A 21,593-nucleotide genomic window follows, 5' to 3' on the forward strand; every position below is an offset into this window, starting at 1 on the left:
GAATCCCCAATCGTGTGGCCGGCGGCCCCTCCCGGGCCGAACCCCCAGACTAACCGGGGAGACGGCCGCGGGAATCAGGGTTTACCCGGGTCCTGCCGGGATCAGCTGCCCGCGCCGCGCGGTTTCACCAGCGGGAACGGCAGGGTTTCGCGGATACTGCGACCGATCAGCAGCATGACCACCCGGTCCACGCCGACGCCGAGCCCGCCGGTGGGCGGCATGGCGTGTTCGAGGGCCTGCAGGAAGTCCTCGTCGAGTTCCATGGCCTCCGGGTCGCCGCCGGCCGCCAGCATGGACTGTTCGGTGAGGCGGCGGCGCTGTTCCACCGGATCGGTCAATTCGCTGTAGGCGGTGGCCAATTCGACGCCCCAGGCGACCAGGTCCCAGCGCTCGGTGACACCGGCGACATGCCGGTGCGCGCGGGTGAGCGGGGAGACCGAGGTCGGGAAGTCGATGTAGAAGGTGGGGGCCTCGGTGGTCGCCTCCACCAGGTGCTCGTACATCTCGAGCACGAGCTGCCCGGCGTCCCAGCCCAATTGGAACGGGACGCCCGCCTTCTCGCAGAGCAGTCGCAGCCGTTCGGCGTCGGTGTCGGGGGTGATGGTTTCGCCGATCGCCTCGGAGACGGCCCCGTGCACGGTCTTCACGGTCCAGTCGCCGGAGATGTCGATCTCGGTGAGCGCGCCGTCGGGTCCGGGCCGCAGCGCCACCATCTTTCCGTTGGCGGCGACCGCGGCGGCCTGGATGAGCTGGCGGCAGGCGTGCATCATGCGTTCGTAATCGCTGTGCGCCTCATAGGCTTCCAGGATCGTGAACTCGGGGTTGTGGCTGTAGTCGACGCCCTCGTTGCGGAAGACGCGGCCCAGTTCGAACACCTTCTCCATACCGCCCACGCACAGCCGCTTGAGGTACAGCTCGGGCGCGATGCGCAGGTACAGGTCCAGGTCGTAGGCGTTGATGTGGGTGGTGAAGGGCAGCGCGTTGGCGCCGCCGTGCACCTGCTGCAGCACCGGGGTCTCGACCTCGAGGAAGCCCCAGCCGTGCAGGCTGTCCCGCAGCGACCGCACCACCGCGCTGCGCTTGGCCAGCACCTCGCGGATATCGGTGTTGATGGCCATGTCGACGTAGCGCTGCCGCACCCGGGCTTCCGGATCCGACAGGCCCTTCCACTTGTCGGGCAGCGGGTGCAGGCATTTGCCGATCATCCGCCAGTCCTGTGCGAGCAGCGACAGTTCGCCGCGGCGGCTGCGGCCCAGCTGGCCGCTCACCTCGACCAGGTCGCCCAGATCGAAGAACTCGGTGAACGATTCGCTGCGGTCCGCGCCCACCCGGCCGCGGTCGATGAGCAGCTGGATATCGCCGGACCAGTCGCGCAGCACGGCGAAGATGACGCCGCCGTAGTCGCGAATCCGCAACAGCCGACCGCAGACTCGCACCGTGGTGCCCTGCGGGCAGGCGCGGGCGGCGGCCACGGTGTGGGTGGGCGGATAGGCGACGGGGTAGGCCTCGACCCCGGATTCCTGCAGCTTGACCAGCTTGTCCATCCGCACCCGCACCTGTTCGGGGCGGCGCGGGCCGTTCTCCTCGAGCTCCTCGGGCGGCAGGTCCGGCGGGCTGCCGTCGGCGTGTAAACCGTTGACGCCGGCCGGAACCGAGGGCCGCAGGCCGGTGTGGGCGGAGGCGTCGTGTTCGCGGCCGAAGCGGGGCAGGAAGCCCTCGGCGAGCGCGCTGGCGGTGGCGACCCGCAGCAGGTGGCGGCGTTCCTCGAACATGGAGAACCGCGGCACCCATTCGGGCTGGTATTTCACATTGGAGCGGTAGAGCGCCTCGAGCTGGTACCAGCGGGAGAAGAACATGAGCACGCCGCGCCACAGCCGCAGCACCGGGCCGGCGCCGATCCGGCCGCCCTCCTCGAAGACCGCGCGGAAGACCGCGAAGTTCAACGAGATCCGGGTGATGCCGTACTGGTCGGAGGTGAGCGCGAGCCGCGAGATCATCAGTTCCATCAGCCCGTTGGGGCCGGTGCGGTCGCGGCGCATGAGGTCGAGGGAGACGCCGGTGCGGCCCCACGGCACGAACGACAGCATGCCGAGCACCTGGCCGTTGGGCGCGACCGCCTCGGCGAGCAGGCAGTCGCCGTCGAGCGGGTCGCCGAGCCGGTCCAGGGCCATGGAGAAGCCGCGTTCGGTCTCGGTGTCGCGCCATTCGTTGGCGCGTCGCATGACGTCCCGCATCTCTTCGGGAGAGATCTCCTTGTGCCGTCGCACCCGCACCGTGATGCCTTGTTTGGCAAGGCGATTGGCGGCCTGGCGGACCGGCTTCATATCGGGTCCGGCCAGCGAGAAGGTGCGGGTCTCGAGGATGGCCTCGTCGCCCAGGCGCAGCGCGGACAGCCCGGCCCGGCGGTAGGCGGTGGCGCCGAGCTCGCTGGCGCCCATCACCGCGGGGGCCCAGCCGTACTGGTCGGCGAGCCGCAGCCAGGCGTCGATGGCGTGCGGCCACGCCTCCTTGGGCCCGATCGGGTCGCCGGAGGCCAGGCAGACGCCGAGCTCGACGCGGTAGGTGATGGCGGCCTTGCCGCTGGGCGCGAACACCACGGCCTTGTCGCGGCGGGTGGCGAAGTAGCCGAGCGAGTCCTCGACGTCGGATCGTTCGATGAGCCCGCGCAGCGCGGATTCGTCGAGCCCGGTGAGCGCGTTAGAGGAGCGCTGTGACCGGAACAGGGTGATCACCGCGGCCAGCAGCGCGATGGCGCCGAACAGGCCGAGCAGCAGGTTCACCGGATGCGGCGGATGCCCGTCGAAGTCCTCGTTGGACACCAGGATGGTGGCGGTCACCCGCGACACCGCCCACAGCGCGCGCTCGGTGTGGTCGGGCAGGCTGCCGGGGAACAGTTCGACCAGGCCCCACCCGGCGAGGCTGCCCAGGGCCAGCCCGCCCGCGAGCACGCCCAGCGCCCGCCACACCGCGCCCTGCTGCACGTGCGTGTAGAACTCCGACCAGGACGCGATCAGCACGCCGATCACCGTGAGGTGGATGATCAACGCCACCAGGGCGTTGATATCGCCCTCGGAGGCGAAGTCGAGGGCGTTGGCGAGCGCGAAGGCCGCCATGTAGCCGACCAGCAGCCACCAGGCGATCCGTTTGCGGCTGGCGGTCGCGCCCGCCAGCAATCCGATGACCAGGGCCCACACCAGGGAGGTGTCGGGGGCGTCGAAGTAGTAGGTGTCGACGAAGTGGCGCAGATGCGTGGTCAGGTAGCGCAGCCCGGGCGAGATGCTCCAGGCGAAGCACAGAACCGAGAAGATGCCGAGCGCGGTGCCCGCGAGGTGCGGCAGCTCCCGCAGCCGGCCGTGCCCGCGGTGCGGCACCTCCGGAGACCGCGGCTCCGGTCTGTGGTCGGAGTCGGGGTGCGGCCGGTCCTGCGTGGAAGTCACCGCACCAGTGTGAATGTTGCCCGTACCCATGTGCACTCAGAACCCGGTTCGTGTCTCGTCGCCGCGGTGCGGCCGGTAGCTATCGCCGCGGTGCGGCCGGTGGCTACTGCCGCGGTGCGGCCGGTGGCGGTTATCGCCGCGTGGCGGCCGGTGGTGGGGGCGCCGTTTGGTCTCGCGGCGGCCACGGGTGAGGATGTATCCCATGTCGGATCCATTCGATGTCCCGATCGAGGACGAGGTCATTCGACTCGGCCAGTTCCTGAAGCTGGCGAACCTCATCGATTCGGGTTCGGAAGCCAAGACGGTTATCGCCCAGGGCCTGGTACGTGTCAACGACGAGGTGGAGCTGCGCCGCGGGCGGCAGCTACACGCCGGGGATGTGGTGGCGTTGGCCGGGCACAAGGCTCGGGTCACCAGCGGCTGAAGGCACACGGGTTCCCATTGTCGGGGGTTCCGGGCTTCAGCCGCTGAGAGCTTCCCGAGAGTCGGCCTAGTCTTCGCTGCGAACCACGACGCCGTCATGGTCGCTGTAGAGCATGTCGCCGGGGACGAAGCTGACGCCGCCGAATTCGACGGTGACGTCCTTCTCCGCATTGCCTTCCAGCTGGGTGCTCTTGCGCGGGTTGGTGCCGAGCGCCTTGATGCCGATGGGCATGGTGCGCAGCACGGCGGAGTCCCGGACCGCGCCGTTGATGACGACGCCGGCCCAGCCGTTGTCCACGCCGCGGCCCGCGATGATGTCGCCGACCAGTGCGGTGTGGATGCTGCCGCCGCCGTCGACGACCAGCACGCGGCCCTGGCCGGGCTCGCCGAGGGTCTGCTTGACCAGCAGGTTGTCCTGGAAGGTCTTGATGGTCACGATGCGGCCGGCGAAGCTCTCACGGCCACCGAACTGAATGAACTGGGTGTCGCAGCTTCGGATCTCGGGGCCGATCTCGTCGGCTAGGTCGGCGGTTGCCACTACGTTCGTTGATTCGGTCACGAGAACTATCTTGTCAGGGCGAATATCCGCAAGTCACGGGCGGTGCGATTGCGGTAGGCGGTGTACGCCTCGGTGGTCTCCTCGAAGCGTTCGAAGATCGCCCGCTTGCGGTCCTCGTCGGTGACCAGGGTGGCGGTGACGGGCAGGTGCTGCCCGGCGATGGCGACCTCGGCGGCCGGGTTGGCGAGCAGGTTCGCGGTCCAGGCGGGGTGGTGGGCCTGGCCGAAGTTGGAGCCGATCACGTACAGGGTGTCGCCGTCGTGCACGTAGAGCAGCGGCGTGGTGCGGGGTGCCCCGGACTTGCGGCCGACGGTGGTGAGCAGGATGACGGGCGCGCCGATCGGGCCCAGGACGGTGTATTTGCCGCCGCTGCGTTCGAGCACCCGGCGATCGAGCGGGGTCAGCTTGCGGATGACCAGTGATCCGAGCTTGGTGGCGGCGAACGGGCTGGCCAGCCGGGACAGCAGGTTGGTACGGGAACCCCAGATCCGTTCCGGGAACTGCTCACTCATACCGCGACAATAGTGCTCCGCGACCGGCCGTGCGGTGGCTCGGGTCGGCTGCCTCGGGCCGGTGGTGATGCGCTCCGCGCTCGCTCCGCGATCTATCTACAGGAATGAATCAACCGCTCAGTCGGATTCTCGGGCGCATACTGGCGACCACCCGGTGAATCCAGGTCGGGGGAGGCATGAAAATGGAACCGGCGATCGACTCCGATGGCGTCGACGAGATCCGTTCGCTGCTGGCGTCGACCATCGCCGGATTCCAGGCCGCCTGGGAGGCCGCCGGATCCCCGCCGAACCTGGTCGAATTCCTGCCGCGCGCACCGCGATTGCGCCGCGTCGCGCTGATCGAACTGATCAAGGTGGACCTCGAATACCGCTGGATCCGCTACGACTTCCCCAAACGCCTGGCCGAATACCGCGGCGAGTTCGACGAATTGCGTTCCGGCCCACTGCCGCCGGATCTGGCCTACGAGGAGTTCCACGCGCTCGAGCGCTGCGGCGTCGCCCTCGACATCAGCTGCTATCCGACCGAAGCCGCCCCCACCGAATGGGCCGAGCACGACTACCGCAGCACCCTGATCGCCCGCCCGCAGGCCCAGCACGCGCTGGAGGGCATCGAGGTCGGCGACCGCATCGACGATTTCGATCTGCTGGTGGAGTTGGGCGCGGGCGCCTTCGCCCGGGTCTTCCTGGCCCGGCAGCGATCCATGCAACGCCTGGTGGCGGTGAAGATCTCGCAGAATCACGGCACCGAGTCCGAGACCCTGGCCCAGCTCGACCACGAGCACATCGTGCGCGTCTTCGATCAGCGGCTGCTGGCCGATCGGGAATTGAAACTGCTGTACATGCAATACCTTCCGGGCGGCACGCTGTCGAAAGTGCTGGCGCTGGTGCGTTCCCGGGAACCAGCCGAACGTGACGGCGGCATCCTGCTGGAGGCCGTCAACGCCGCCATGCGCGACAAGGGCGGCCTGATTCCGGGCGAATCCGCCACGCGCACCGCGCACGCGGACCGGACCTGGCCGGAAACCGTCGCGTGGCTGGGCGCCCGGCTGGCCCGCGCGCTGGACTACTCGTCCGCGAGCGGCGTCCTGCACCGCGATATCAAGCCGGCCAACGTGCTGCTCACCGCCGACGGCAGCCCGAAGCTCGCGGACTTCAACATCAGTTTCAGCCTGCACGTGGCGGGCGCGAGTCCGCTGGCCTACTTCGGCGGCTCGCTGGCCTACATGTCCCCCGAACAGCTGGCCGCCTGCCACCCGCAACTGCCGGAGACGGCCGAGGAGCTGGACGGGCGCAGCGACATCTACGCCCTCGGCGTGGTGCTGTGGGAACTGCTCACCGGCCGGCGTCCCTTCGACGACGAGACCCGCGCGGGCGATTCGGAGTCCTCGCTCGAGCGCATGCTGCGGCTGCGCCGCCACGAGGTGGATCCGGTCCACCTCGTGGCGCTGCCGCCCGACTGCCCGGCCACCCTGCGCCGGGTGCTGCTGAAATGCCTGGCCCCCGACCGCGAGAACCGCTGGGCCGACGGCGCGGCCCTGGCCCAGCAGCTGGAGCTGTGCCTGGACGAGCGGGCCCGCGATCTGGTGGATCCGCCCGAACACAGCTGGCGGGCCCGGGTCGGGCCGTGGTCGCTGCTGGCGTTGATCACGGTGGCCAGCCTGGTCGGTGACGCGCTCGGCATGGCGTACGCGAATCTGCACAACCATCCGCTGTGGGCGCTCTGGTTCACGCCCGAGGAGCGGGCGCGGTTGCAGGTGGTCGGCAACGCGCTGGTATTGATCTCGACGCCCGCGGCCATCGCGGTCACCAACTATCTGTGCCGCCGGGCCTTCATCGTGTGGCGCGGGCTGCGGCGGGGCCGCACCTATGATTCGGCCGCCCTGTCGCTGGCCCGCCGGGACACGTTGAAGAACGGTGACCGGGTGGCGCTGCTGGCCTTCGCGTGGTGGGTGCTGGCGGCGGTGGTGTCGGCGGTGTCGCTGGCCGTCCTCACCGACCTGTCGCCGGGGCGGATCGCGAATCTGGTGGCGACGCTGCTGGTTTCGGGCGCGATCGCGGTCGCCTACCCGTTCTTCGTGGTCACCTTCTTCATCGTGCGCTGCTTCTATCCGCGGCTGCTCACCCACGGCGAGACGGCCGAGGATCGGGACGCGTTGCGTGCGCTGGGCCGCCGCTGCACCCGCTATCTGGCGGTGGCCGTGGCGATTCCGCTGGTCGGGGTGATCGCCAGCCTGATGTTCCTCGACGCCGGGGAGGTGGCGCTGGTGCTGGTCCCGATCTACGGCCTCTGCGTGGCGGGCGTATTCGGCTTCCTCGGCGACTACTGGCTGTTCCGCCAGACCGAGGCCGACCTGCTGGCCTTCGAGCGCGCGGTCAGCTGAAGTAGACCCACGCGAAGATCAGCATCCACATCGCGCCCACCGCGAGCCCGGCGATCGCGAACCCGCGGTCGTCGCGGCGCTCGGGTTCGACGGTCAGCGCGACCAGGCCCAGCACCACCGCCGGAACCGCGGTGAGTCCGCACAGGAATCCGAACACCCCGAGCACGAACGCGGCGATCCCCATCCCCTTCGACCGCGCGGGCGGCGGCGTGTAGGGCGCGTAATAGGCGGGATACCGCATCGGAGTGACCGGCTGCCAGGGCAATCCGCTCATCACCCGATCGATTTCCCCGCAGGTCCGCGCATTGAGCGCGTGCCCGATGCGTTCGGACAATTCCTCGACCGTGATCCGCCCGGACTGAAAACTCTGTTTCAGCGCCTCGATCGCGTGTTCCCGATCGGCATCACTGGCCAGGAATTGCGGTGCCGCCCATTGAGGTTCCATCTGGTTCTCCATCGAACCCGAAGCCGACTGTCACTGCTTTCGAGCGTATTCCTCGCGGCGGTCGAGGGGTTCGAATCGAGACGGGGGACACAGGGTCAGGCGCGGCCGTGGCGCCGTTCGTAGGCGTTGCGGTCGGCGGCCTCGCGGGCGCGGCGGTCGGCGTCGGCCAGGGCGGGGTCCAGGCCGTTCTTGATCAGCCGGTTGCGCCGGAAGACGTAGGTGAGGGCCGCGGTGAAATAGATGAGCGGCAGGTACAGCAGCGCCATCATGGCCAGGCCCATCCAGAGCGGGCCGGGGATGAGCAGGAACAGGCACAGCACCGGGATGATCGGGATCAGCATGCGCGACAGATAGCGGCGGGTGGCGCCGGGGCCGGTGAGGTCGCGCAGCACCCAGTCCCGCATGGACGGCGGGAGCGGCCGGCCGCAGATGTAGCCGAGGCGCTGCAGCGGGCTGGGGGTCGTGCGTTCGGGCATGCGCCCAGGATCCCTCAGCGGGGGAGCGGTGGACAACCGCGGGGGGTCGGCGGCTCTGACGACCCGTGGGCTGGATCAGGCGTTGGTGCGGTCGGACTCGGCGGCGGCGCGCTCGGCGTGGAAGGCCGAGACCTGGCTGACCAGGTTGCTGGTGGAGCTCTTCACCGCGAGCTTCACGAAGGGCTCGATGGTCTTGCCGAGAATCTTGCCCGCCAGGCCGCCGGGAACCCGGTAGTCGACGATGGCGTCGATGGTGCAGGATTCGGCGCCCTTGTCGTGGAACAGGAAGGTGGATTCGATCTCGAAACCCTTGATGGATTTCACCGCGATGGCGTATCCGGGCTCGTGCCGCACGATCTTGATGGTGGAGTGCAGCGCGATCGGCCCGAGCTGAATGGTGCCGTCGAAGGTGGCGTCCACGCCTTCGATCTGGTCGGTCAGCGGGGTGAAGGCGCTGATCTCATTGATGAATTTCGGCAGGTGCCGGTAATCGTTGACATAGGCGAAGGCGGATTCGGCCGAGGCGGCGCAATCCGCGACGATCTTGACTTCGGTCATGGGCGCAACTGTAACGTGTTCTAGTTTTGTCCGCAGGTCTTGTGATGCATGCCATCTATGAGCCGGCGCACCCGAATTCGGCCCTCGCGACGCAGGTCACGCCGTCACGGCGAGCGTCGCGGCCAACCCGAACACTAGCGCCATCACCAGCACTTCGGCAATCGCGCGCCGCAAGGACTGCTCCGCAGTCATCCGATGATCGGCGGCCTTCGGCACCCAGCTGCGCCGCCACCACCAGCCCAGCCCGATCAGCACCGCCACCAGCAGCGTCTTCGCCAGCAGGATCCGCCCGTAGCCGCTGGTCACCAAGGGGCTCACGCCGCCGAGCCGCACCAGCCCGTTCACCAGACCGGTGAGGGCCACCGTCACCACCAGCGGCAGCGCCCGATCCGAGTACCTCGGCAGCAGCTCCGCCCACTCGCCACGGGTGCGCACGGTCAGCGCCAGCGCCAGCAGCAGCCCGAACCAGGCCGCCGCGGCCAGCGCGTGCACCGCCGCCAGCACCGACCCGAAGGCCTGCTGCGACATGTGCCCGGTGATCGGCCGCAGCGCCAGCGTGACGGCGGTGAACACCAGCACCAGATCCGCGGTGGCCCGATCCGGCCGCCGGAACCCGAAGGCGCTGTAGACCGCCACCACCCCGGTCCCGATGAGCAGCGCGATCCCGATCTGGCCGCCGCTCACATGCGCGAGATAGTCGCCGAACCGGGCCCCGGTCAGCCGCCGCGCCGGAATCCCTTGCACCTCCGCGGCTTCCAGCACCAGCATGGTGAATTCGGTAGCCGCCCACGCGGCGGCGGCCACGGTGAGCGCCCGCCAGTGCGGGGCCAACCGGTCCGAGAGCCGCGGCAGCGCCGCCAGCCCCAGCACGGTCGCCCCCGCGCAGTCCGCGAGCACCCGGATCGGAGCCTCGGCCTGCACCGGATCGTCGGCGGCCAGCGCCCAGGCCAGCGCGGCCCCGGCCAGGGCGGCCGGAATGACCAGCAGCAGTAGCCATCTCGGTGAGCTGCTGCCGCCGGTCGTCCCGCGCTCCCGGCGACGATCGATGCGGCCGGGCCGGTTCACGAGCGCCGCTTGCCCCGTCCGCCGAACAGGGCGAAGGCCAGGCCGCCGCCGAACAACGCCACCGCGCACACGATGAAGATCCACAGCGGCACCCCGCCGTCGGAACCGCCCGACTTGGCGCCCGCGTCCGACTTCGGGCCGGGAGTTCCGTTGCCCGCCTTGGTGAGCGTGAACGACCGGGTGCCGCTGACCGGGTGCCCGTCGGCGGAGGTGACCCGGTAGGCGATCTTGTACTCGCCCACCGGACCCAGCTCGCCGACCTCGACGCTGAGCGTCGCGCCATCCACCTTCGGCTGGCCCTTCGACCACAGATTGCCGTCCGGACCGGTCACCGTCATGGACGGGTAGGCGGGCTGCAGGCTCTCGTTGAAGGTGACGCTGACCGTCGCGGGGGAGGTGTCGATCTGCGCGCCGTTGTCCGGGCTGGACCCCACGACCGCCGAATGCGCGCCCGCGACACCGCCGCCGAGCAGCGCGAACACGGTCACCAGGAGACCGGTGATCAGACCGGCGAGTTTGCGGCTCATGACCGCCGTCCCCGGATGACGCTGCCCAGGCCGAGCGCCGCGCCCAGCGCGCCGAGCGCCAGGCCGACGCCGCCGAGCCAGCGGGCGGTGTCGTCGGTGGCCTTGTCGCCCTTGTCCGCGTCGGCCGCGGCGGGGGCGTCGTCATCGCCGCCGGTGCTCTTGGCCAGGGTGAGGGTGGGGGCCGGGTGCTCGGGCTCGGAGCCGTCGGCGTTCGCCGGCTGGTTCCAGTCCACGACCTTGCCGTCGCTGTAGGTCTGGCTGGCGTTGAAGCTGACCTTCGCCTGCTCGGGCAGCGGCCCGAGGGAGACCGCGAAACGCTGGAACTGCCCGGGCGCCACACCCGGGTTGCCCGGATCGGCGGTCCAGGTGACCGATACGGCCTGGCCCTGCGCGTTCTTCTCGACCTTGGAGGTCCAGCCCGCGATCGGCTCGGTGCGCGCGCTCGTCAGATTCGGCAGCGTCACCGAGACCTTGGTGGTGGAGGCGGTATCGGATTCGGTCGGCACCCGGAAGGTCGCGACCGTGTATCCCTTCTGGGTCGCGCCGGGGGCGTCGACCACCACGTGCGCGGAGGCGATGCCCGCGCCGGACAGCAGCAGCCCCGCGGCCGCCGCCGACGTGATCAGGGCACGTGAAAGAGCGGTGTTCATGATGTATTGCCTTCTCTGACAATGGTTACGGGAAGGTAGGAAGCGGGGTTACACCGTGACCGGGGGCGCGCGCGGTCCGGCCGCGCCCAGTGCGAGAAGGGTTTTCGAAGTGGGGGAGTGGTGCGCCGGGCGCAGCCGGGCGACCCGCGCGCGCGGACCGGCGGGGTGGGTGAGCGCGACCCGGACAGCCCGAGAGATCACCTCGTAGAGGCGCTCGGCGACCAGGATCCCGAACGCGCAGACCAGCCCCGCGATCGCGTGCGCGAACACCATCGGCCCGTGCGCGGTGAATTCCATTGCCCGCGCGGCGTGCCCGTGCTGCACCAGGCCGCTCAGCGCGACGTGGCAGACGGGCTGGCCCGCCAGCATGAGCAGCGGCAGCGCGGCGGGCGGGCGCAGCAGGGCGGCGATCGCGCCGAGGGCGGCCGCCGCCAGCATCAGCAGCATCAGCCCGGAGCTGCCGGGGTAGCCGCCGCCCGCGAATCCGTGCGCGCCGACCGCCAGGGCGGCCATGGCCACCCCGGCCGATCCGCCGCGCACCGAGCTCATGGGTGACTCAGCGCACGCCGAGGCGGTTGAGCACGTCGGCCTCGATGCCGGAGAGCTCGTTGGAGATCGAGGCGTGCACCGCGCGGCGCCGCGGCACCGGCATCTGGGCGGCGGTGCGCACCGCCGCGGACAGGCTGTCGAGCCGGTCGCGGCTGGCGGTCACGAACTTCTTGGTCTCGGTGTCGGTGTGCTTGGCCTCGATCTCGGCCAGCGTCGACTCCACGCCCGCGATCCGGGCCTGCAGCTTGGCGCCCGGCCCCGCGAACTCGCCGAGCTGATCCAGGCCGACGCCGAGCTGCTGGGCGCGGCGGGTGTCGAGCTGGCCGCGCACGAAGGTGGCGCCCCGGTAGGCGAGCGGCGCCAGCACCGGCACCAGGATCCGGGCCACGCCCAGGTACTTGCGGATCGAGGCCGCGCTGAACGGGTCCCGCTCGGCGCGGGCGGCCAGCTTCTCCGCCGCCTTCTCCTCGGCCTGCAGCTTCGCGATCTCGGCCTTGGCGACCTGCTTCTGGGTGCGCGCCTCGGCCCGGTTGCGCTTGCGCTCGTTGCGCGCCCCGAGCTTGGCCTCCATGCCGGCCTTGTGCTTGAGGGCTTTCGCCTCGGCTCGGCGGCTGACCCGCTTCTTGCGCTTGGTGAACAACCCCATTGATGGCCTCCGTCATGCTGGTTCGCCATGGCAGTACAGGGCCGGGGGAAATGCCTGTCCGCCCATGAAACACAGTGTGCGAATCACCCTAACGGGTGGGTTCCCGCCACAGCGAGCGCCTGGCGGAAACAGGGCGGCCCGCCGACCCTGTCGGGGGATGAGGCCATACTGACTGGCGTGTATTCGGGCATCGGTGACCATGGCCAGCGGGCCGCGTTCGTGGACGCGCGCGCTCTGATCGGGTGCCGGCACCGGCTTTTCCTGGACGCCACCCATCCGGGCGTGTTGACCGGAGTCGCCGAGGACGCCGGCGTGCAGCAGCGACGAGAAGCGGCGGCCGCGCACAGATCTCAGGTGCGCGACACCCTGGTCGCCGCCGCCCCCGAGAGCTGGACGGTGATCGATCCGCAGCAGCCCGCCACCGCGCGGGCCGCCGCCACCATGGCCGCCATGGCCGCGGGCGCCGACCGCATCTGGGGCGGGCTGCTGCCGCAGGAGACCGACACCGGCCGCCGCGGCGGCTGCGAAATCCTGTGGCGCGACGCCGATCGCGGCGGATACCGCCCGGTCATCGTGGTGAACCACAAGGTGACCGACCCCCGCCAGCCCGACCCGGCCGACCACCACCCGCTGACCAGCGACCTGTACCAGTGGAATCCCCACGAGGACAGGCATGTCCGCACCCGGCCGCAGCCGCGCGACCTCCAGCGCCTCGCGCACCTGTACCGCATGCTGCAGCGCCACGGCCTGGCCAGCCCGGCCCTGACCGGCGGCGCCATCGGCTACCACTTCGACCGCATCCTGGTGCACGATCTGGCCCCGCTGCTGGCCGACTACGACATCCGCTACGCCGACCGCATCGCGGTGGTGCGCGGCGAACTCCCCACCGTCCCTTCGAAAGTCCCCGAATGCCGCCAGTGCCCCTGGTTCACCAGGGCCCCTGAGGAGGGCGGCCGCAGCTGCGAGCAGTGGCTGGTCGCGCACCGCGACGTGAGCCTGGTCGCCCCGGGTTCGCGCGCCGAGGTGCTGCGCCGGCACGGCGTCGAGACCATCGACGAGCTGGCCGCCTGGAGCGGCGACGATCCGGACGACTGGCAGTACGAGCCGTTCACCGAGGCCGTGGTCACCGCCCGCGCCTGGGCGACGGGCGCGCCGCTGGTCCGCCGGGTGGACCGGGTGCGGGTGACCCGCGCCGACGTCGAGGTGGACGTGGACCTGGAGAGCTTCCAGGAGCACGGCGCCTACCTGTGGGGCACCCTGCTCGACGGCGTGTACCGCCCGTTCGTCACCTGGGATCCGCTGCCCACCGAGGACGAGGGCCGCTCCTTCGCCGAATTCTGGACCTGGCTGATGGGCGTGCGCGCGCAGGCCGCCGCCGACGGTAAATCCTTTGCCGCCTACTGCTATTCGCGCACCGCCGAGGACAAGTGGCTCTACGAGTCGGCGCGCCGGTTCGCGGGCCGCCCCGGCATCCCCACCGAACGGGAGGTGCAGCGGTTCGTTGACGGTCCGCAATGGGTGGACATGTTCCAGGCGGTGTCGGAGCAGTTCATCTGCCCGAACGGCAAGGGCCTCAAGAAGATCGCGCCGGTCGCGGGCTTCCACTGGCGTGACGCGGAGGCCGGCGGCGAGGCGTCGATGGCCTGGTACCGCCTGGCGGTCGGCTACGACGGCGGTGCGCCCGACCTGTCGCAGCGCACCCGCATCTTCGAATACAACGAGGACGACTGCCGCGCCACCCAGGTGCTGCGGGATTGGATGACCGACCGCGCGGACGCGGAGGTTCCCGCCATCGCCGACTTCGACCGTCGTAATATCGCGTCGTGACCGAACACGTCGAACACCTGGAGTTTCAGGCCGAGACCCATCAGCTGCTGGAGCTGATGATCCACTCGGTGTATTCGAACAAGGACACCTTCCTGCGGGAGTTGGTCTCCAATGCCTCCGACGCGCTGGACAAGCTGCGCCTGGAGACCTTCCGCGACAAGGACCTGCACGCCGACACCTCGGATCTGCACATCGAGCTCGAGGTCGACCGCGACAACCGCGTGCTCACCGTGCGCGACAACGGCATCGGCATGTCCCGCGCCGAGGTGGTGGACCTGATCGGCACCCTCGCCAAGTCGGGCACCGCCGCGCTGCGTCAGCAGCTACTGGAGGCCAAGGCGGGCGACCAGCAGGCCGAGGAGCTGATCGGCCAGTTCGGCATCGGCTTCTACTCGACCTTCATGGTGGCCGACAAGGTCACGCTGACCACCCGCAAGGCCGGCGAAACCACCGGCACCCGTTGGGAATCGGAGGCGGGCAGCCCCACCTACACGATCGAGGAGCTCGACACCGCCCCGCAGGGCACCGCGGTGTCGTTGCACCTGATGGCGGCCGACGAGGACGATCACCTCTTCGACTACACGCAGGAGTGGAAGCTCCGCGAAATCATCAAGAAGTACTCGGATTTCATCGCCTGGCCGGTCCGGATGGACGTCGAGCGCACCGTCATGGAGGGCGAGGGCGAGGACAAGGTCGAGAAGACCCTGGTCGAGACCCAGACCCTGAACTCCCAGAAGGCGTTGTGGACCCGCCCGCGCGGCGAGGTCACCGACGAGGAGTACACGGAGTTCTACAAGCACGTCGCCCACGCCTGGGACGATCCGCTCGAGATCATCCCGATGAAGGCCGAGGGCACCTTCGAATACCAAGCGCTGCTGTTCATTCCCTCGCACGCGCCGTTCGACCTGTTCACCCGCGAGCACAAGCGCGGTGTGCAGCTCTACGTGCGCCGGGTGTTCATCATGGACAACTGCGAAGAGCTGATGCCGGAGTATCTGCGCTTCGTCAAGGGCGTGGTCGACGCCCAGGATCTGTCGCTCAATGTGTCCCGCGAGATCCTGCAGCAGGACCGCCAGATCCAGATGATCCGCAAGCGCCTGGTGAAGAAGGTGCTGTCCACGGTCAAGGATCTGAAGAACGCCGAGGACCAGGCCAAGTACCAGGAGTTCTGGCGCGAGTTCGGCCGCGTGCTGAAGGAGGGCCTGCTCTCCGACGCCGACAACCGCGAGACCATCCTGGGCGTCTCGTCGTTCGCCTCCACACACTCCGAGAGCGAGCTGACCACGCTGGCCGGGTACGTCGAGCGCATGCCCGAGACCCAGTCCGCGATCTACTACATGACCGGCGAGTCCCGGCAGCAGATCGAGAACTCGCCGCACATGGAGGCGCTGCGGGCCAAGGGCCTCGAGGTGCTGGTGCTGACCGACCCGGTCGACGAGATGTGGGTCGGTTCGGTCACCGAGTTCGAGGGCAAGCCGATCATCTCCATCGCCAAGGGTGAGGTCGACCTCGAGACCGAGGACGAGAAGAAGGCCTCCGAACAGCTGCGCGAACAGCGGGAGAAGGACTTCTCCGAGGTGCTGGACTGGCTGCGGGGCGTGCTCGACGCGGAGGTGAAGGAGGTGCGCCTGACCAACCGGCTCACCACCTCCCCGGCCTGCATCGTCGGCGATGTGTTCGATTTCACTCCGATGCTGGAACGCATGTACCGCGCCTCCGGGCAGGAGCTGCCGCACAGCAAGCGCATCCTGGAACTGAACCCGGACCACGCTCTGGTGACGGGTCTGCGCGACGCGTTCGCGAAGGTGTCCGGCGACGAGGAGAAGCCGCTCGCTCTCACCGAGACGGCCGAATTGCTCTACGGCACGGCGGTTCTCGCCGAGGGCGGGGAGCTGAAGGACCCGGCGCACTTCGCCCGGATCCTCGCCGATCGCCTCACTCGCACGCTCTGATCGGGCGCGACGGATCGGGTCGTGGCGGCCTCGCCGGCACGTTCCCGATCCATAGCGAGCGGGAATCGGTCATGCTCGAGCGGGTCCGGGTGTGACGATGCACATGTCTTGGTGATTTCCGGGAACTCGAGGCGAGGGCGTACGTTGTATGTCTTGGTCGTTAGTTTTTCGTGTTCGTGTTTCAACATGCTCGCGCGGAACAGTGTGCGGGCGTCGCTTCACCTTGCCAGTCAAGTTGCAAGCCGCCTTCTGATCGACCCGGGTGCCGCAGCCGCGGTACCCACGCAATAAAGAAACACCTCGTCAGGAGAAGGTAATGGTTCAGGGCACCGTCAAGTGGTTCAACGCGGAGAAGGGCTACGGCTTCATCGCCCGCGAGGACGGCCCCGACGTTTTCGTCCACTACTCGGAGATCGAGGGCAACGGCTACCGTCAGCTCGAGGAGGGCCAGGCGGTCTCGTTCGAGATCACCGAGGGCAAGAAGGGCCCCCAGGCGGCCGCTGTTCGCCCGCACTAAGGGAGGCCGCGGGGTTTCCCCGCTCACCCAAACGTGAAATAACAAGGCCCGCACCGATTCTGGTGCGGGCCTTGTTGCTGTCCGGGGGCTCCGGGGGCTCGGGGGCAAGGCCCCCGAATTCCCTTATGGGGGTGTGGGGGCGAAGCCCCCAAGACCGAGCGTCAGCGCGGCGCCATGCGGAGAGCGCCGTCCATGCGGATGGTCTCGCCGTTTAGGTAGTCGTGCTCGGTGATGTACTGCGCGAGCTGCGCGTACTCGTCCGGGCGACCCAGGCGGGACGGGAACGGGACGCCGGACTCGAGGCCCTTGCGGTACTCCTCGGTGACGCCGGCCAGCATCGGGGTGTCGATGATGCCGGGCGCGATGGTGTTCACGCGGATGCCGAACTGCGCGAGGTCACGCGCGGCCGGGATGGTCATGCCGGCCACGCCGCCCTTGGAGGCGGAGTAGGCGATCTGCCCGATCTGGCCCTCGAAGGCCGCGACCGAGGCGGTGTTGATGATGACGCCGCGCGAGCCGTACTCGTCGACCGGATCGGTCTTGGCGATGGCGTCGGCGGCCAGGCGCATGACGTTGAAGGAGCCGAGCAGGTTCACGGTGATGACCGTGCGGAACAGCTCGAGGTCGTGCGGGCCGTTCTTGGACAGGATGCGTCCCGCCCAGCCCACACCGGCGCAGTTGACGACAATGCGCAGCGGCACACCGGATTCCACGACCTTGGCGACCGCGGCGGCCACCTCGTCACCGCTGGTGACGTCGGTCGGGATGAGGGTGACGCCGGCGGGGACGCTGTCACCCGCGCGCTCGATGGACTGAGCCAGATCCAGGCCGAACACGGTCGCGCCCGCGTCGGCGAAACGCTTGGCGGTGGCCGCACCCAGACCGGACGCACCTCCGGTCACAATGGCGGCGGAGCCCGAAATCTCCACGGTTTGGTCCTCTCGACAGTGGACGGCCCTCTCACTGGCCACCCGTCAATAGGCACCCTAGCCGGACTGTGTGCGGGCCTACACAACAGGCTCGCCAGATTTGCGAACATAGGTGTTCGTCTAAGTGGTAGCTTCGCATACATGAACGCCAGCACGGTCGGTCAGCGCCGTGGTTTCCGCCGCCGGATCCCGCGCGTGGCCGGCAAACGCATCCTCATCACGGGCGCGGCCCGCGGCATCGGGGCCGCTCTGGCCCGCCAGCTGCATGCGCACGGGGCGCACGTCGCACTGCTCGGCATCGAGGAGACGCTGCTGGCCCAGGTCGCGAGCGAATGCGGCGACGCGCCCTGGCGGTACTGCGATATCGGCGATCCGGCCCAGGTCGAGCGAGTGGTGACCTCGCTGACCGCCGAACTGGGCGGTCTGGACGCGGTGGTCTGCAATGCGGGCATCGCCCGGCAGCTGTCCCTGCTCGGTGGCGACCCGACCGTGCTCGAGGAGACCCTCACCGTCAACGTGCTGGGCGTCTACTACACGATGCGGGCGGCCGGACCGCACATCGCGCACCCGGGCGGGTACGTCCTGATCGTCTCCTCGCTGGCCGCCGCCATCCACCTACCCCTGGCCGGGGCCTACAGCGCCTCCAAGGCCGCGGTCGAGGCGTTGGGCGACACCTTGCGCATCGAACTGCGGCACACCGGGGCCAAAGTGGGCCTGGCCTATTTCGCCGAACTCGACACCGAGATGACCAGCCGTGGGTTCGGCACCGAGGCCGCCCGCAGTATTCTGGGCCGCTCGTCGGTCTCCGGCGTCGCCCCGCTGGGCCCGGCCATCGACGCCTGTGAGCGGGCGCTGGCCCGCCGTTCCCGCCATATCGTCTCGCCGTATTGGGTGAGCATGGCGCTGTGGTGCCGTCCGCTCACCCAGCACCTGATCGACTTCTCGCTGCGGAGGGGTGTAGCGAGTGGACTGGCTATCGCCGATACCGAACCAACGGGGTTCACCACCGAGCAACCGGCCCGGCCCCGCAGAATGAGAAAGCTCGCCTGAACGACCGAGGCCACCTGGAGTCCCCCGCATGACCGAATCGGCAACCCGCCAACTTCCCCGCGGCCGGCACGGCCTGTCCCGGGAGCACGTGGTGGCCGCCCAGCGTGACCGCATCCTGGCCGCCATGGCCGAGGCGATGGCCGAGAACGGTTATGTCGGAACGCCGGTGGCCGCGGTCATCAAACGCGCGGGGGTTTCCCGTGAAACCTTCTACGAGCAATTCCGTTCCAAGGAGGACTGTTTCGAGGCCGCCTACGAGCGGGCGACGGAACTCATGCTGACCGGCATCCTGGCGGCCACCGGCGCCGAGTTCGACGGGGAGACCCGTGCCGAGCGGATGGAACGACTGCTCCGTGCGTATCTGGAGGCGCTGGCCGCCCAACCCGCGTACGCCCGGGTCTTTCTCGTCGAGGTGTACGCCGCGGGTCCGGACGCCATCGCGCGGCGCACCCACCTGCAGGAGACCTTCGTGGCCATGGTCGCCGACGTGCTGGGCGCCGAGACCGAGTCGCAGCGCTTCGCCTGTCAGACCCTGGTCGCGGCGCTGAGCTCGATGGTCACCGCGCGCATCGCGGTCGGCGACCCGGAGGGGCTGCGCGAATTGCGCGCTCCGCTACTGGACCTCGTGCGGCGCAGCGGGGACCTGTTCGGCGACAACGTGCTCGGCGACTGAACCAGCCGGGCGCGCGGCGCGGCGGCGCAAGACCAGCAGCACGCCGCCGGCGAGCGCGGGGGCGACCAGCGACAGCAGCGCGGCCAGCGGGGTGCCCAGCCCGTGCGCGAAGGCCTCGAGCAGGGTGAGCGCACCGAAGTACAGGAACAGCAGGCCCGAGCAGACGGCGATGATCCGTTCCGGAATGTGCTTGCCGACGGTCACGCCGATCACGATGGCCAGCGCGCCCGCGGCCACCATGCCCGCGACCGAACCGATCCACACCGCGACCCAGTTGTTGTTGGTGGCCAGCGCCATGGTCGCGAACATGGTGCGGTCGCCGAGCTCGGCGAGCAGGAAGGCCGACAGCACCACCAGGAACGCGGACCGGGACCGCACCTGCGGAGCGACCTCGTCCTCGGCGTCCGCGGAGTTCGACAGGGATTCGCGCAGGGTCCACAATCCGACGCCGATCAGGGTGGCGGCGGCGAACAGCGAGATGACGCCGGTCGGCAGGGCCGCGCCGAGGAAATGGCCGACGCCGACCGCGATCAGGTTCACCAGCACGCTCGCGACGGTGATCCCGGACAGCACGGTCCACCAGTGGTAACGCAGCGCGAAGGTCAGCGCCATGAGTTGCGATTTGTCGCCCAGCTCGGCGAGGAACAGCACGCCGAAACTCAGCAATACCGTGGCGATCATGAAGTCAGCTCCCAGGTCTCCGGCCTGTCGGCTGAATGCGGGGGCGCTTCAGCCGACACCGCACCGGTAAATCGGTTTGGTTCTCGTCGGCCGAAGGTCTCGCCCACCGGAGGTTTCCGGTTCACGCGCCGGATCCCGGGGGATCAGTATGTCGACGGCGTGATTGGGGGCTACTCCCCTTCGCTCGGGGGCAACTTTACTCCGGCAAACCGGGCGCAGGCAAACCGATGTCGCCCAAATCGCAATGCGCACAATAAGTTTGGCGATGCTGCCGAAAGGTTTCGGGAACCCTTACGCGGCCAGCAGCATAGCCAGAACCGCGGTGTCGGGATCACTGATCGGATCCACCCCCACCCGCGAAACCATCGAGGTCACCACGCCGTCGGAATCGGTTTCCACCCAGGCCGCGCGGTGTTCCAGTCCCAGATGCGGCAGGCCCGGCAGCAGCAGGCATCCGGAGGCCGCGCCCGAGCATTCGGGCAGTGACGGCTGGGTCTCGCGCGGCGGATGCAACATGATCAGGGCCGGTGGCACATGTTCGGCAAACCGGCCGGGCCGCAACGCTTCCGCCCCGAGCACGGGTCCTTCCGCGATCACCAGCCCCACCATGGCCGGATCCGGGTCATCGGGCAGCTCCTCGCGCGCCCCGAACACCGTGGAGGTGGGCAGCAGGCCCGGAAGTCCGGCCACGCGCACGGCCAGCACCAGCAGTTGCGCCCATTCCTTGGTGGAGTCGGGCCAGCGCCCGGAGATCACGAATCCTTGCAGCGAGCCATGGGCCTGGAAGGGCATGACGCCGATCTGACCGCTCATGATGTGCCTCCCGAACTTCCCAGGGGGCGGCTGTGCCCGGTGTTGCTGGTGGGAACACCAGGTTGTACCCGAAGCTAACTGGCACACAAGTACCAAAGAGTGCTAGCACCCGGCCCCCTGAAATGCCGAAAGGCCCGCGAACCGACCGGTTCGCGGGCCTCCGCAAGCGATATCCCCCGACTCAGGGGGTGCGGGGGCGTGGCCCCCGACGGCATCAGCCGAAGATCAGGCCCTTGCCCTGGGAAACCGCCTTGGAGTAGCGGTCCTGGATCTCGGCCCAGTTGACGACGTTCCAGAACGCCTTCACGTAGTCGGCCTTGACGTTCTTGTACTGCAGGTAGAAGGCGTGCTCCCACATGTCCAGGCCGAGCAGCGGGATGATGCCGAGCGGCACGTTGCCCTGCTGGTCGGTGAGCTGGAAGGTGAGCAGCTTGTTGCCCAGGGTGTCGTAGCCCAGCCAGGCCCAGCCGGAGCCCTGCAGGCCGTTGGCCGCGGCGGAGAACTGCGCGACGAACTTGTCGAAGGAGCCGAACTCCTCGTCGATGGCCGAGGCCAGGTCGCCGACCGGCTTGTCGCCGCCGTCCTTGGACAGGCTCTTCCACCAGATGGAGTGGTTCACGTGGCCACCGAGGTGGAACGCGAGGTTCTTCTCGTTGAGGAAGATGGCGGCGTGGTCGTCCTTGGCCCGCGCTTCTTCCAGCTTCTCGAGGGCGGCGTTGACGCCCGCGACGTAGGCGGCGTGGTGCTTGGTGTGGTGGATCTCGTTGATCTGCCCGGAGATGAACGGCTCCAGGGCGCTGTAGTCGTAATCGAGTTCTGGCAACGTGTAAACAGCCACGATGTCCCTTTCCGTGTCGGGGCCGCGTGCCCTCGGCATGATCCGAGGCGCACCCAACCATCATTCGTACACCCGCTCGTTCGCA

General features: G+C 69.1%; 22 protein-coding genes. 7 read left to right on the forward strand and 15 right to left on the reverse strand.

Translation table 11 applies throughout. The annotated features are described in order from the left end of the window. Positions 1-101: 101 nt before the first annotated feature. Positions 102-3,467, reverse strand: coding sequence for a bifunctional lysylphosphatidylglycerol synthetase/lysine--tRNA ligase LysX (lysX, locus tag ACWELJ_RS04295; RefSeq protein ID WP_452364741.1), 3,366 nt, complete (start codon positions 3,465-3,467; stop codon positions 102-104). Positions 3,468-3,639: 172 nt separating this feature from the next. Between lysX and ACWELJ_RS04300 the strand changes: the two genes are divergently transcribed. Beyond that, positions 3,640-3,861 carry an RNA-binding S4 domain-containing protein gene (locus ACWELJ_RS04300; RefSeq protein ID WP_357088410.1) on the forward strand — a complete coding sequence of 74 codons (222 nt, stop codon included), beginning with the start codon at positions 3,640-3,642 and terminating at the stop codon, positions 3,859-3,861. Between the two features lie 66 nt (positions 3,862-3,927). On the opposite strand, the gene rraA is transcribed toward ACWELJ_RS04300, so the two are convergent. After that, complete coding sequence (gene rraA / locus ACWELJ_RS04305) at positions 3,928-4,419, reverse strand: ribonuclease E activity regulator RraA (protein WP_452364742.1); 492 nt, start codon at positions 4,417-4,419, stop codon at positions 3,928-3,930. Positions 4,420-4,424: 5 nt separating this feature from the next. Next, positions 4,425-4,931: a nitroreductase/quinone reductase family protein gene (locus ACWELJ_RS04310; protein ID WP_452364743.1), complete on the reverse strand. Its 507-nt coding sequence runs from the start codon at positions 4,929-4,931 to the stop codon at positions 4,425-4,427. 176 nt (positions 4,932-5,107) lie between these two features. Here ACWELJ_RS04310 and ACWELJ_RS04315 point away from each other — a divergent pair, with 176 nt between their 5' ends. Then, complete coding sequence (locus ACWELJ_RS04315) at positions 5,108-7,312, forward strand: serine/threonine-protein kinase (protein ID WP_452364744.1); 2,205 nt, start codon at positions 5,108-5,110, stop codon at positions 7,310-7,312. Here ACWELJ_RS04315 and ACWELJ_RS04320 read toward each other — a convergent pair. The 8 genes from ACWELJ_RS04320 to ACWELJ_RS04355 form a co-directional block, all read right to left on the reverse strand. Beyond that, positions 7,305-7,757, reverse strand: coding sequence for a DUF1707 and DUF4190 domain-containing protein (locus ACWELJ_RS04320; protein ID WP_452364745.1), 453 nt, complete (start codon positions 7,755-7,757; stop codon positions 7,305-7,307). The two genes, ACWELJ_RS04315 and ACWELJ_RS04320, sit on opposite strands and share 8 nt — an antisense overlap. Positions 7,758-7,852: 95 nt before the next feature. Then, on the reverse strand, positions 7,853-8,233 hold the full coding sequence (locus ACWELJ_RS04325) for a DUF5313 family protein (RefSeq protein WP_452364746.1): 381 nt from the start codon (positions 8,231-8,233) through the stop codon (positions 7,853-7,855). 75 nt (positions 8,234-8,308) lie between these two features. Continuing rightward, the gene (locus ACWELJ_RS04330) at positions 8,309-8,791 is read right to left on the reverse strand and encodes an SRPBCC family protein (RefSeq protein WP_452364747.1); all 483 of its coding nucleotides are present in this window, start codon (positions 8,789-8,791) and stop codon (positions 8,309-8,311) included. A 96-nt stretch (positions 8,792-8,887) separates the two neighbouring features. Continuing rightward, entirely contained in the window at positions 8,888-9,856 is a 969-nt protein-coding gene (locus tag ACWELJ_RS04335; protein ID WP_452364748.1) for a copper resistance D family protein, read from the reverse strand. After that, the gene (locus tag ACWELJ_RS04340; protein WP_452364749.1) at positions 9,853-10,383 is read right to left on the reverse strand and encodes a copper resistance CopC family protein; all 531 of its coding nucleotides are present in this window, start codon (positions 10,381-10,383) and stop codon (positions 9,853-9,855) included. Before ACWELJ_RS04340 ends, ACWELJ_RS04335 begins: the two co-directional genes overlap by 4 nt. Further along, entirely contained in the window at positions 10,380-11,033 is a 654-nt protein-coding gene (locus ACWELJ_RS04345; RefSeq protein ID WP_452364750.1) for a YcnI family copper-binding membrane protein, read from the reverse strand. Before ACWELJ_RS04345 ends, ACWELJ_RS04340 begins: the two co-directional genes overlap by 4 nt. Positions 11,034-11,081: 48 nt before the next feature. Continuing rightward, on the reverse strand, positions 11,082-11,582 hold the full coding sequence (locus tag ACWELJ_RS04350; RefSeq protein ID WP_452364751.1) for a hypothetical protein: 501 nt from the start codon (positions 11,580-11,582) through the stop codon (positions 11,082-11,084). A 7-nt stretch (positions 11,583-11,589) separates the two neighbouring features. Continuing rightward, positions 11,590-12,228 (reverse strand): DUF6474 family protein, encoded by a 639-nt coding sequence (locus tag ACWELJ_RS04355; protein WP_452364752.1) that lies wholly within the window; start codon positions 12,226-12,228, stop codon positions 11,590-11,592. A 177-nt stretch (positions 12,229-12,405) separates the two neighbouring features. On the opposite strand from ACWELJ_RS04355, the gene ACWELJ_RS04360 reads away from it, so the two are divergent. The 3 genes from ACWELJ_RS04360 to ACWELJ_RS04370 all read left to right on the forward strand — a co-directional run bounded on the left by ACWELJ_RS04360 (position 12,406) and on the right by ACWELJ_RS04370 (position 16,524). Continuing rightward, positions 12,406-14,055, forward strand: coding sequence for a TM0106 family RecB-like putative nuclease (locus tag ACWELJ_RS04360; protein WP_452364753.1), 1,650 nt, complete (start codon positions 12,406-12,408; stop codon positions 14,053-14,055). Next, a complete protein-coding gene (gene htpG / locus ACWELJ_RS04365) occupies positions 14,052-16,007 on the forward strand; it encodes a molecular chaperone HtpG (RefSeq protein WP_452364754.1) in 1,956 nt (651 codons plus the stop codon). The genes ACWELJ_RS04360 and htpG overlap by 4 nt, the downstream gene beginning before the upstream one ends. A gap of 316 nt (positions 16,008-16,323) precedes the next feature. Continuing rightward, entirely contained in the window at positions 16,324-16,524 is a 201-nt protein-coding gene (locus ACWELJ_RS04370; protein WP_033085228.1) for a cold-shock protein, read from the forward strand. 161 nt (positions 16,525-16,685) lie between these two features. On the opposite strand, the gene ACWELJ_RS04375 is transcribed toward ACWELJ_RS04370, so the two are convergent. Beyond that, positions 16,686-17,453 (reverse strand): SDR family NAD(P)-dependent oxidoreductase, encoded by a 768-nt coding sequence (locus ACWELJ_RS04375; protein ID WP_040802270.1) that lies wholly within the window; start codon positions 17,451-17,453, stop codon positions 16,686-16,688. Positions 17,454-17,594: 141 nt separating this feature from the next. Between ACWELJ_RS04375 and ACWELJ_RS04380 the strand changes: the two genes are divergently transcribed. Both ACWELJ_RS04380 and ACWELJ_RS04385 read left to right on the forward strand, forming a co-directional pair. Beyond that, positions 17,595-18,503 carry an SDR family NAD(P)-dependent oxidoreductase gene (locus tag ACWELJ_RS04380; protein WP_452364755.1) on the forward strand — a complete coding sequence of 303 codons (909 nt, stop codon included), beginning with the start codon at positions 17,595-17,597 and terminating at the stop codon, positions 18,501-18,503. Between the two features lie 28 nt (positions 18,504-18,531). Next, on the forward strand, positions 18,532-19,176 hold the full coding sequence (locus ACWELJ_RS04385; RefSeq protein WP_452364756.1) for a TetR/AcrR family transcriptional regulator: 645 nt from the start codon (positions 18,532-18,534) through the stop codon (positions 19,174-19,176). On the opposite strand, the gene ACWELJ_RS04390 is transcribed toward ACWELJ_RS04385, so the two are convergent. The 3 genes from ACWELJ_RS04390 to ACWELJ_RS04400 form a co-directional block, all read right to left on the reverse strand. Then, positions 19,117-19,857: a TMEM165/GDT1 family protein gene (locus ACWELJ_RS04390; protein WP_452364757.1), complete on the reverse strand. Its 741-nt coding sequence runs from the start codon at positions 19,855-19,857 to the stop codon at positions 19,117-19,119. The genes ACWELJ_RS04385 and ACWELJ_RS04390 overlap by 60 nt on opposite strands. A 291-nt stretch (positions 19,858-20,148) precedes the next feature. Next, complete coding sequence (locus ACWELJ_RS04395; protein ID WP_452364758.1) at positions 20,149-20,670, reverse strand: peptidase; 522 nt, start codon at positions 20,668-20,670, stop codon at positions 20,149-20,151. 214 nt (positions 20,671-20,884) lie between these two features. Then, complete coding sequence (locus ACWELJ_RS04400; RefSeq protein WP_357088365.1) at positions 20,885-21,508, reverse strand: superoxide dismutase; 624 nt, start codon at positions 21,506-21,508, stop codon at positions 20,885-20,887. Positions 21,509-21,593 lie beyond the last annotated feature (85 nt).

It is taken from the genome of Nocardia sp. NPDC004582 (assembly GCF_053602115.1).

What these genes read in the sequence shown, in the direction of transcription:
- ACWELJ_RS04350 (WP_452364751.1), bottom strand. Translation starts at nt 11,582, where the DNA reads ATGAGCTCGGTGCGCGGCGGATCGGCCGGGGTGGCCATGGCCGCCCTG.
- ACWELJ_RS04385 (WP_452364756.1), top strand. Translation starts at nt 18,532, where the DNA reads ATGACCGAATCGGCAACCCGCCAACTTCCCCGCGGCCGGCACGGCCTG.
- ACWELJ_RS04330 (WP_452364747.1), bottom strand. Translation starts at nt 8,791, where the DNA reads ATGACCGAAGTCAAGATCGTCGCGGATTGCGCCGCCTCGGCCGAATCC.
- ACWELJ_RS04355 (WP_452364752.1), bottom strand. Translation starts at nt 12,228, where the DNA reads ATGGGGTTGTTCACCAAGCGCAAGAAGCGGGTCAGCCGCCGAGCCGAG.
- ACWELJ_RS04340 (WP_452364749.1), bottom strand. Translation starts at nt 10,383, where the DNA reads ATGAGCCGCAAACTCGCCGGTCTGATCACCGGTCTCCTGGTGACCGTG.
- ACWELJ_RS04320 (WP_452364745.1), bottom strand. Translation starts at nt 7,757, where the DNA reads ATGGAACCTCAATGGGCGGCACCGCAATTCCTGGCCAGTGATGCCGAT.
- ACWELJ_RS04325 (WP_452364746.1), bottom strand. Translation starts at nt 8,233, where the DNA reads ATGCCCGAACGCACGACCCCCAGCCCGCTGCAGCGCCTCGGCTACATC.
- ACWELJ_RS04310 (WP_452364743.1), bottom strand. Translation starts at nt 4,931, where the DNA reads ATGAGTGAGCAGTTCCCGGAACGGATCTGGGGTTCCCGTACCAACCTG.
- lysX (WP_452364741.1), bottom strand. Translation starts at nt 3,467, where the DNA reads ATGGGTACGGGCAACATTCACACTGGTGCGGTGACTTCCACGCAGGAC.
- ACWELJ_RS04300 (WP_357088410.1), top strand. Translation starts at nt 3,640, where the DNA reads ATGTCGGATCCATTCGATGTCCCGATCGAGGACGAGGTCATTCGACTC.
- ACWELJ_RS04315 (WP_452364744.1), top strand. Translation starts at nt 5,108, where the DNA reads ATGAAAATGGAACCGGCGATCGACTCCGATGGCGTCGACGAGATCCGT.
- ACWELJ_RS04380 (WP_452364755.1), top strand. Translation starts at nt 17,595, where the DNA reads ATGAACGCCAGCACGGTCGGTCAGCGCCGTGGTTTCCGCCGCCGGATC.
- ACWELJ_RS04390 (WP_452364757.1), bottom strand. Translation starts at nt 19,857, where the DNA reads ATGATCGCCACGGTATTGCTGAGTTTCGGCGTGCTGTTCCTCGCCGAG.
- ACWELJ_RS04395 (WP_452364758.1), bottom strand. Translation starts at nt 20,670, where the DNA reads ATGAGCGGTCAGATCGGCGTCATGCCCTTCCAGGCCCATGGCTCGCTG.
- ACWELJ_RS04345 (WP_452364750.1), bottom strand. Translation starts at nt 11,033, where the DNA reads ATGAACACCGCTCTTTCACGTGCCCTGATCACGTCGGCGGCGGCCGCG.
- ACWELJ_RS04370 (WP_033085228.1), top strand. Translation starts at nt 16,324, where the DNA reads ATGGTTCAGGGCACCGTCAAGTGGTTCAACGCGGAGAAGGGCTACGGC.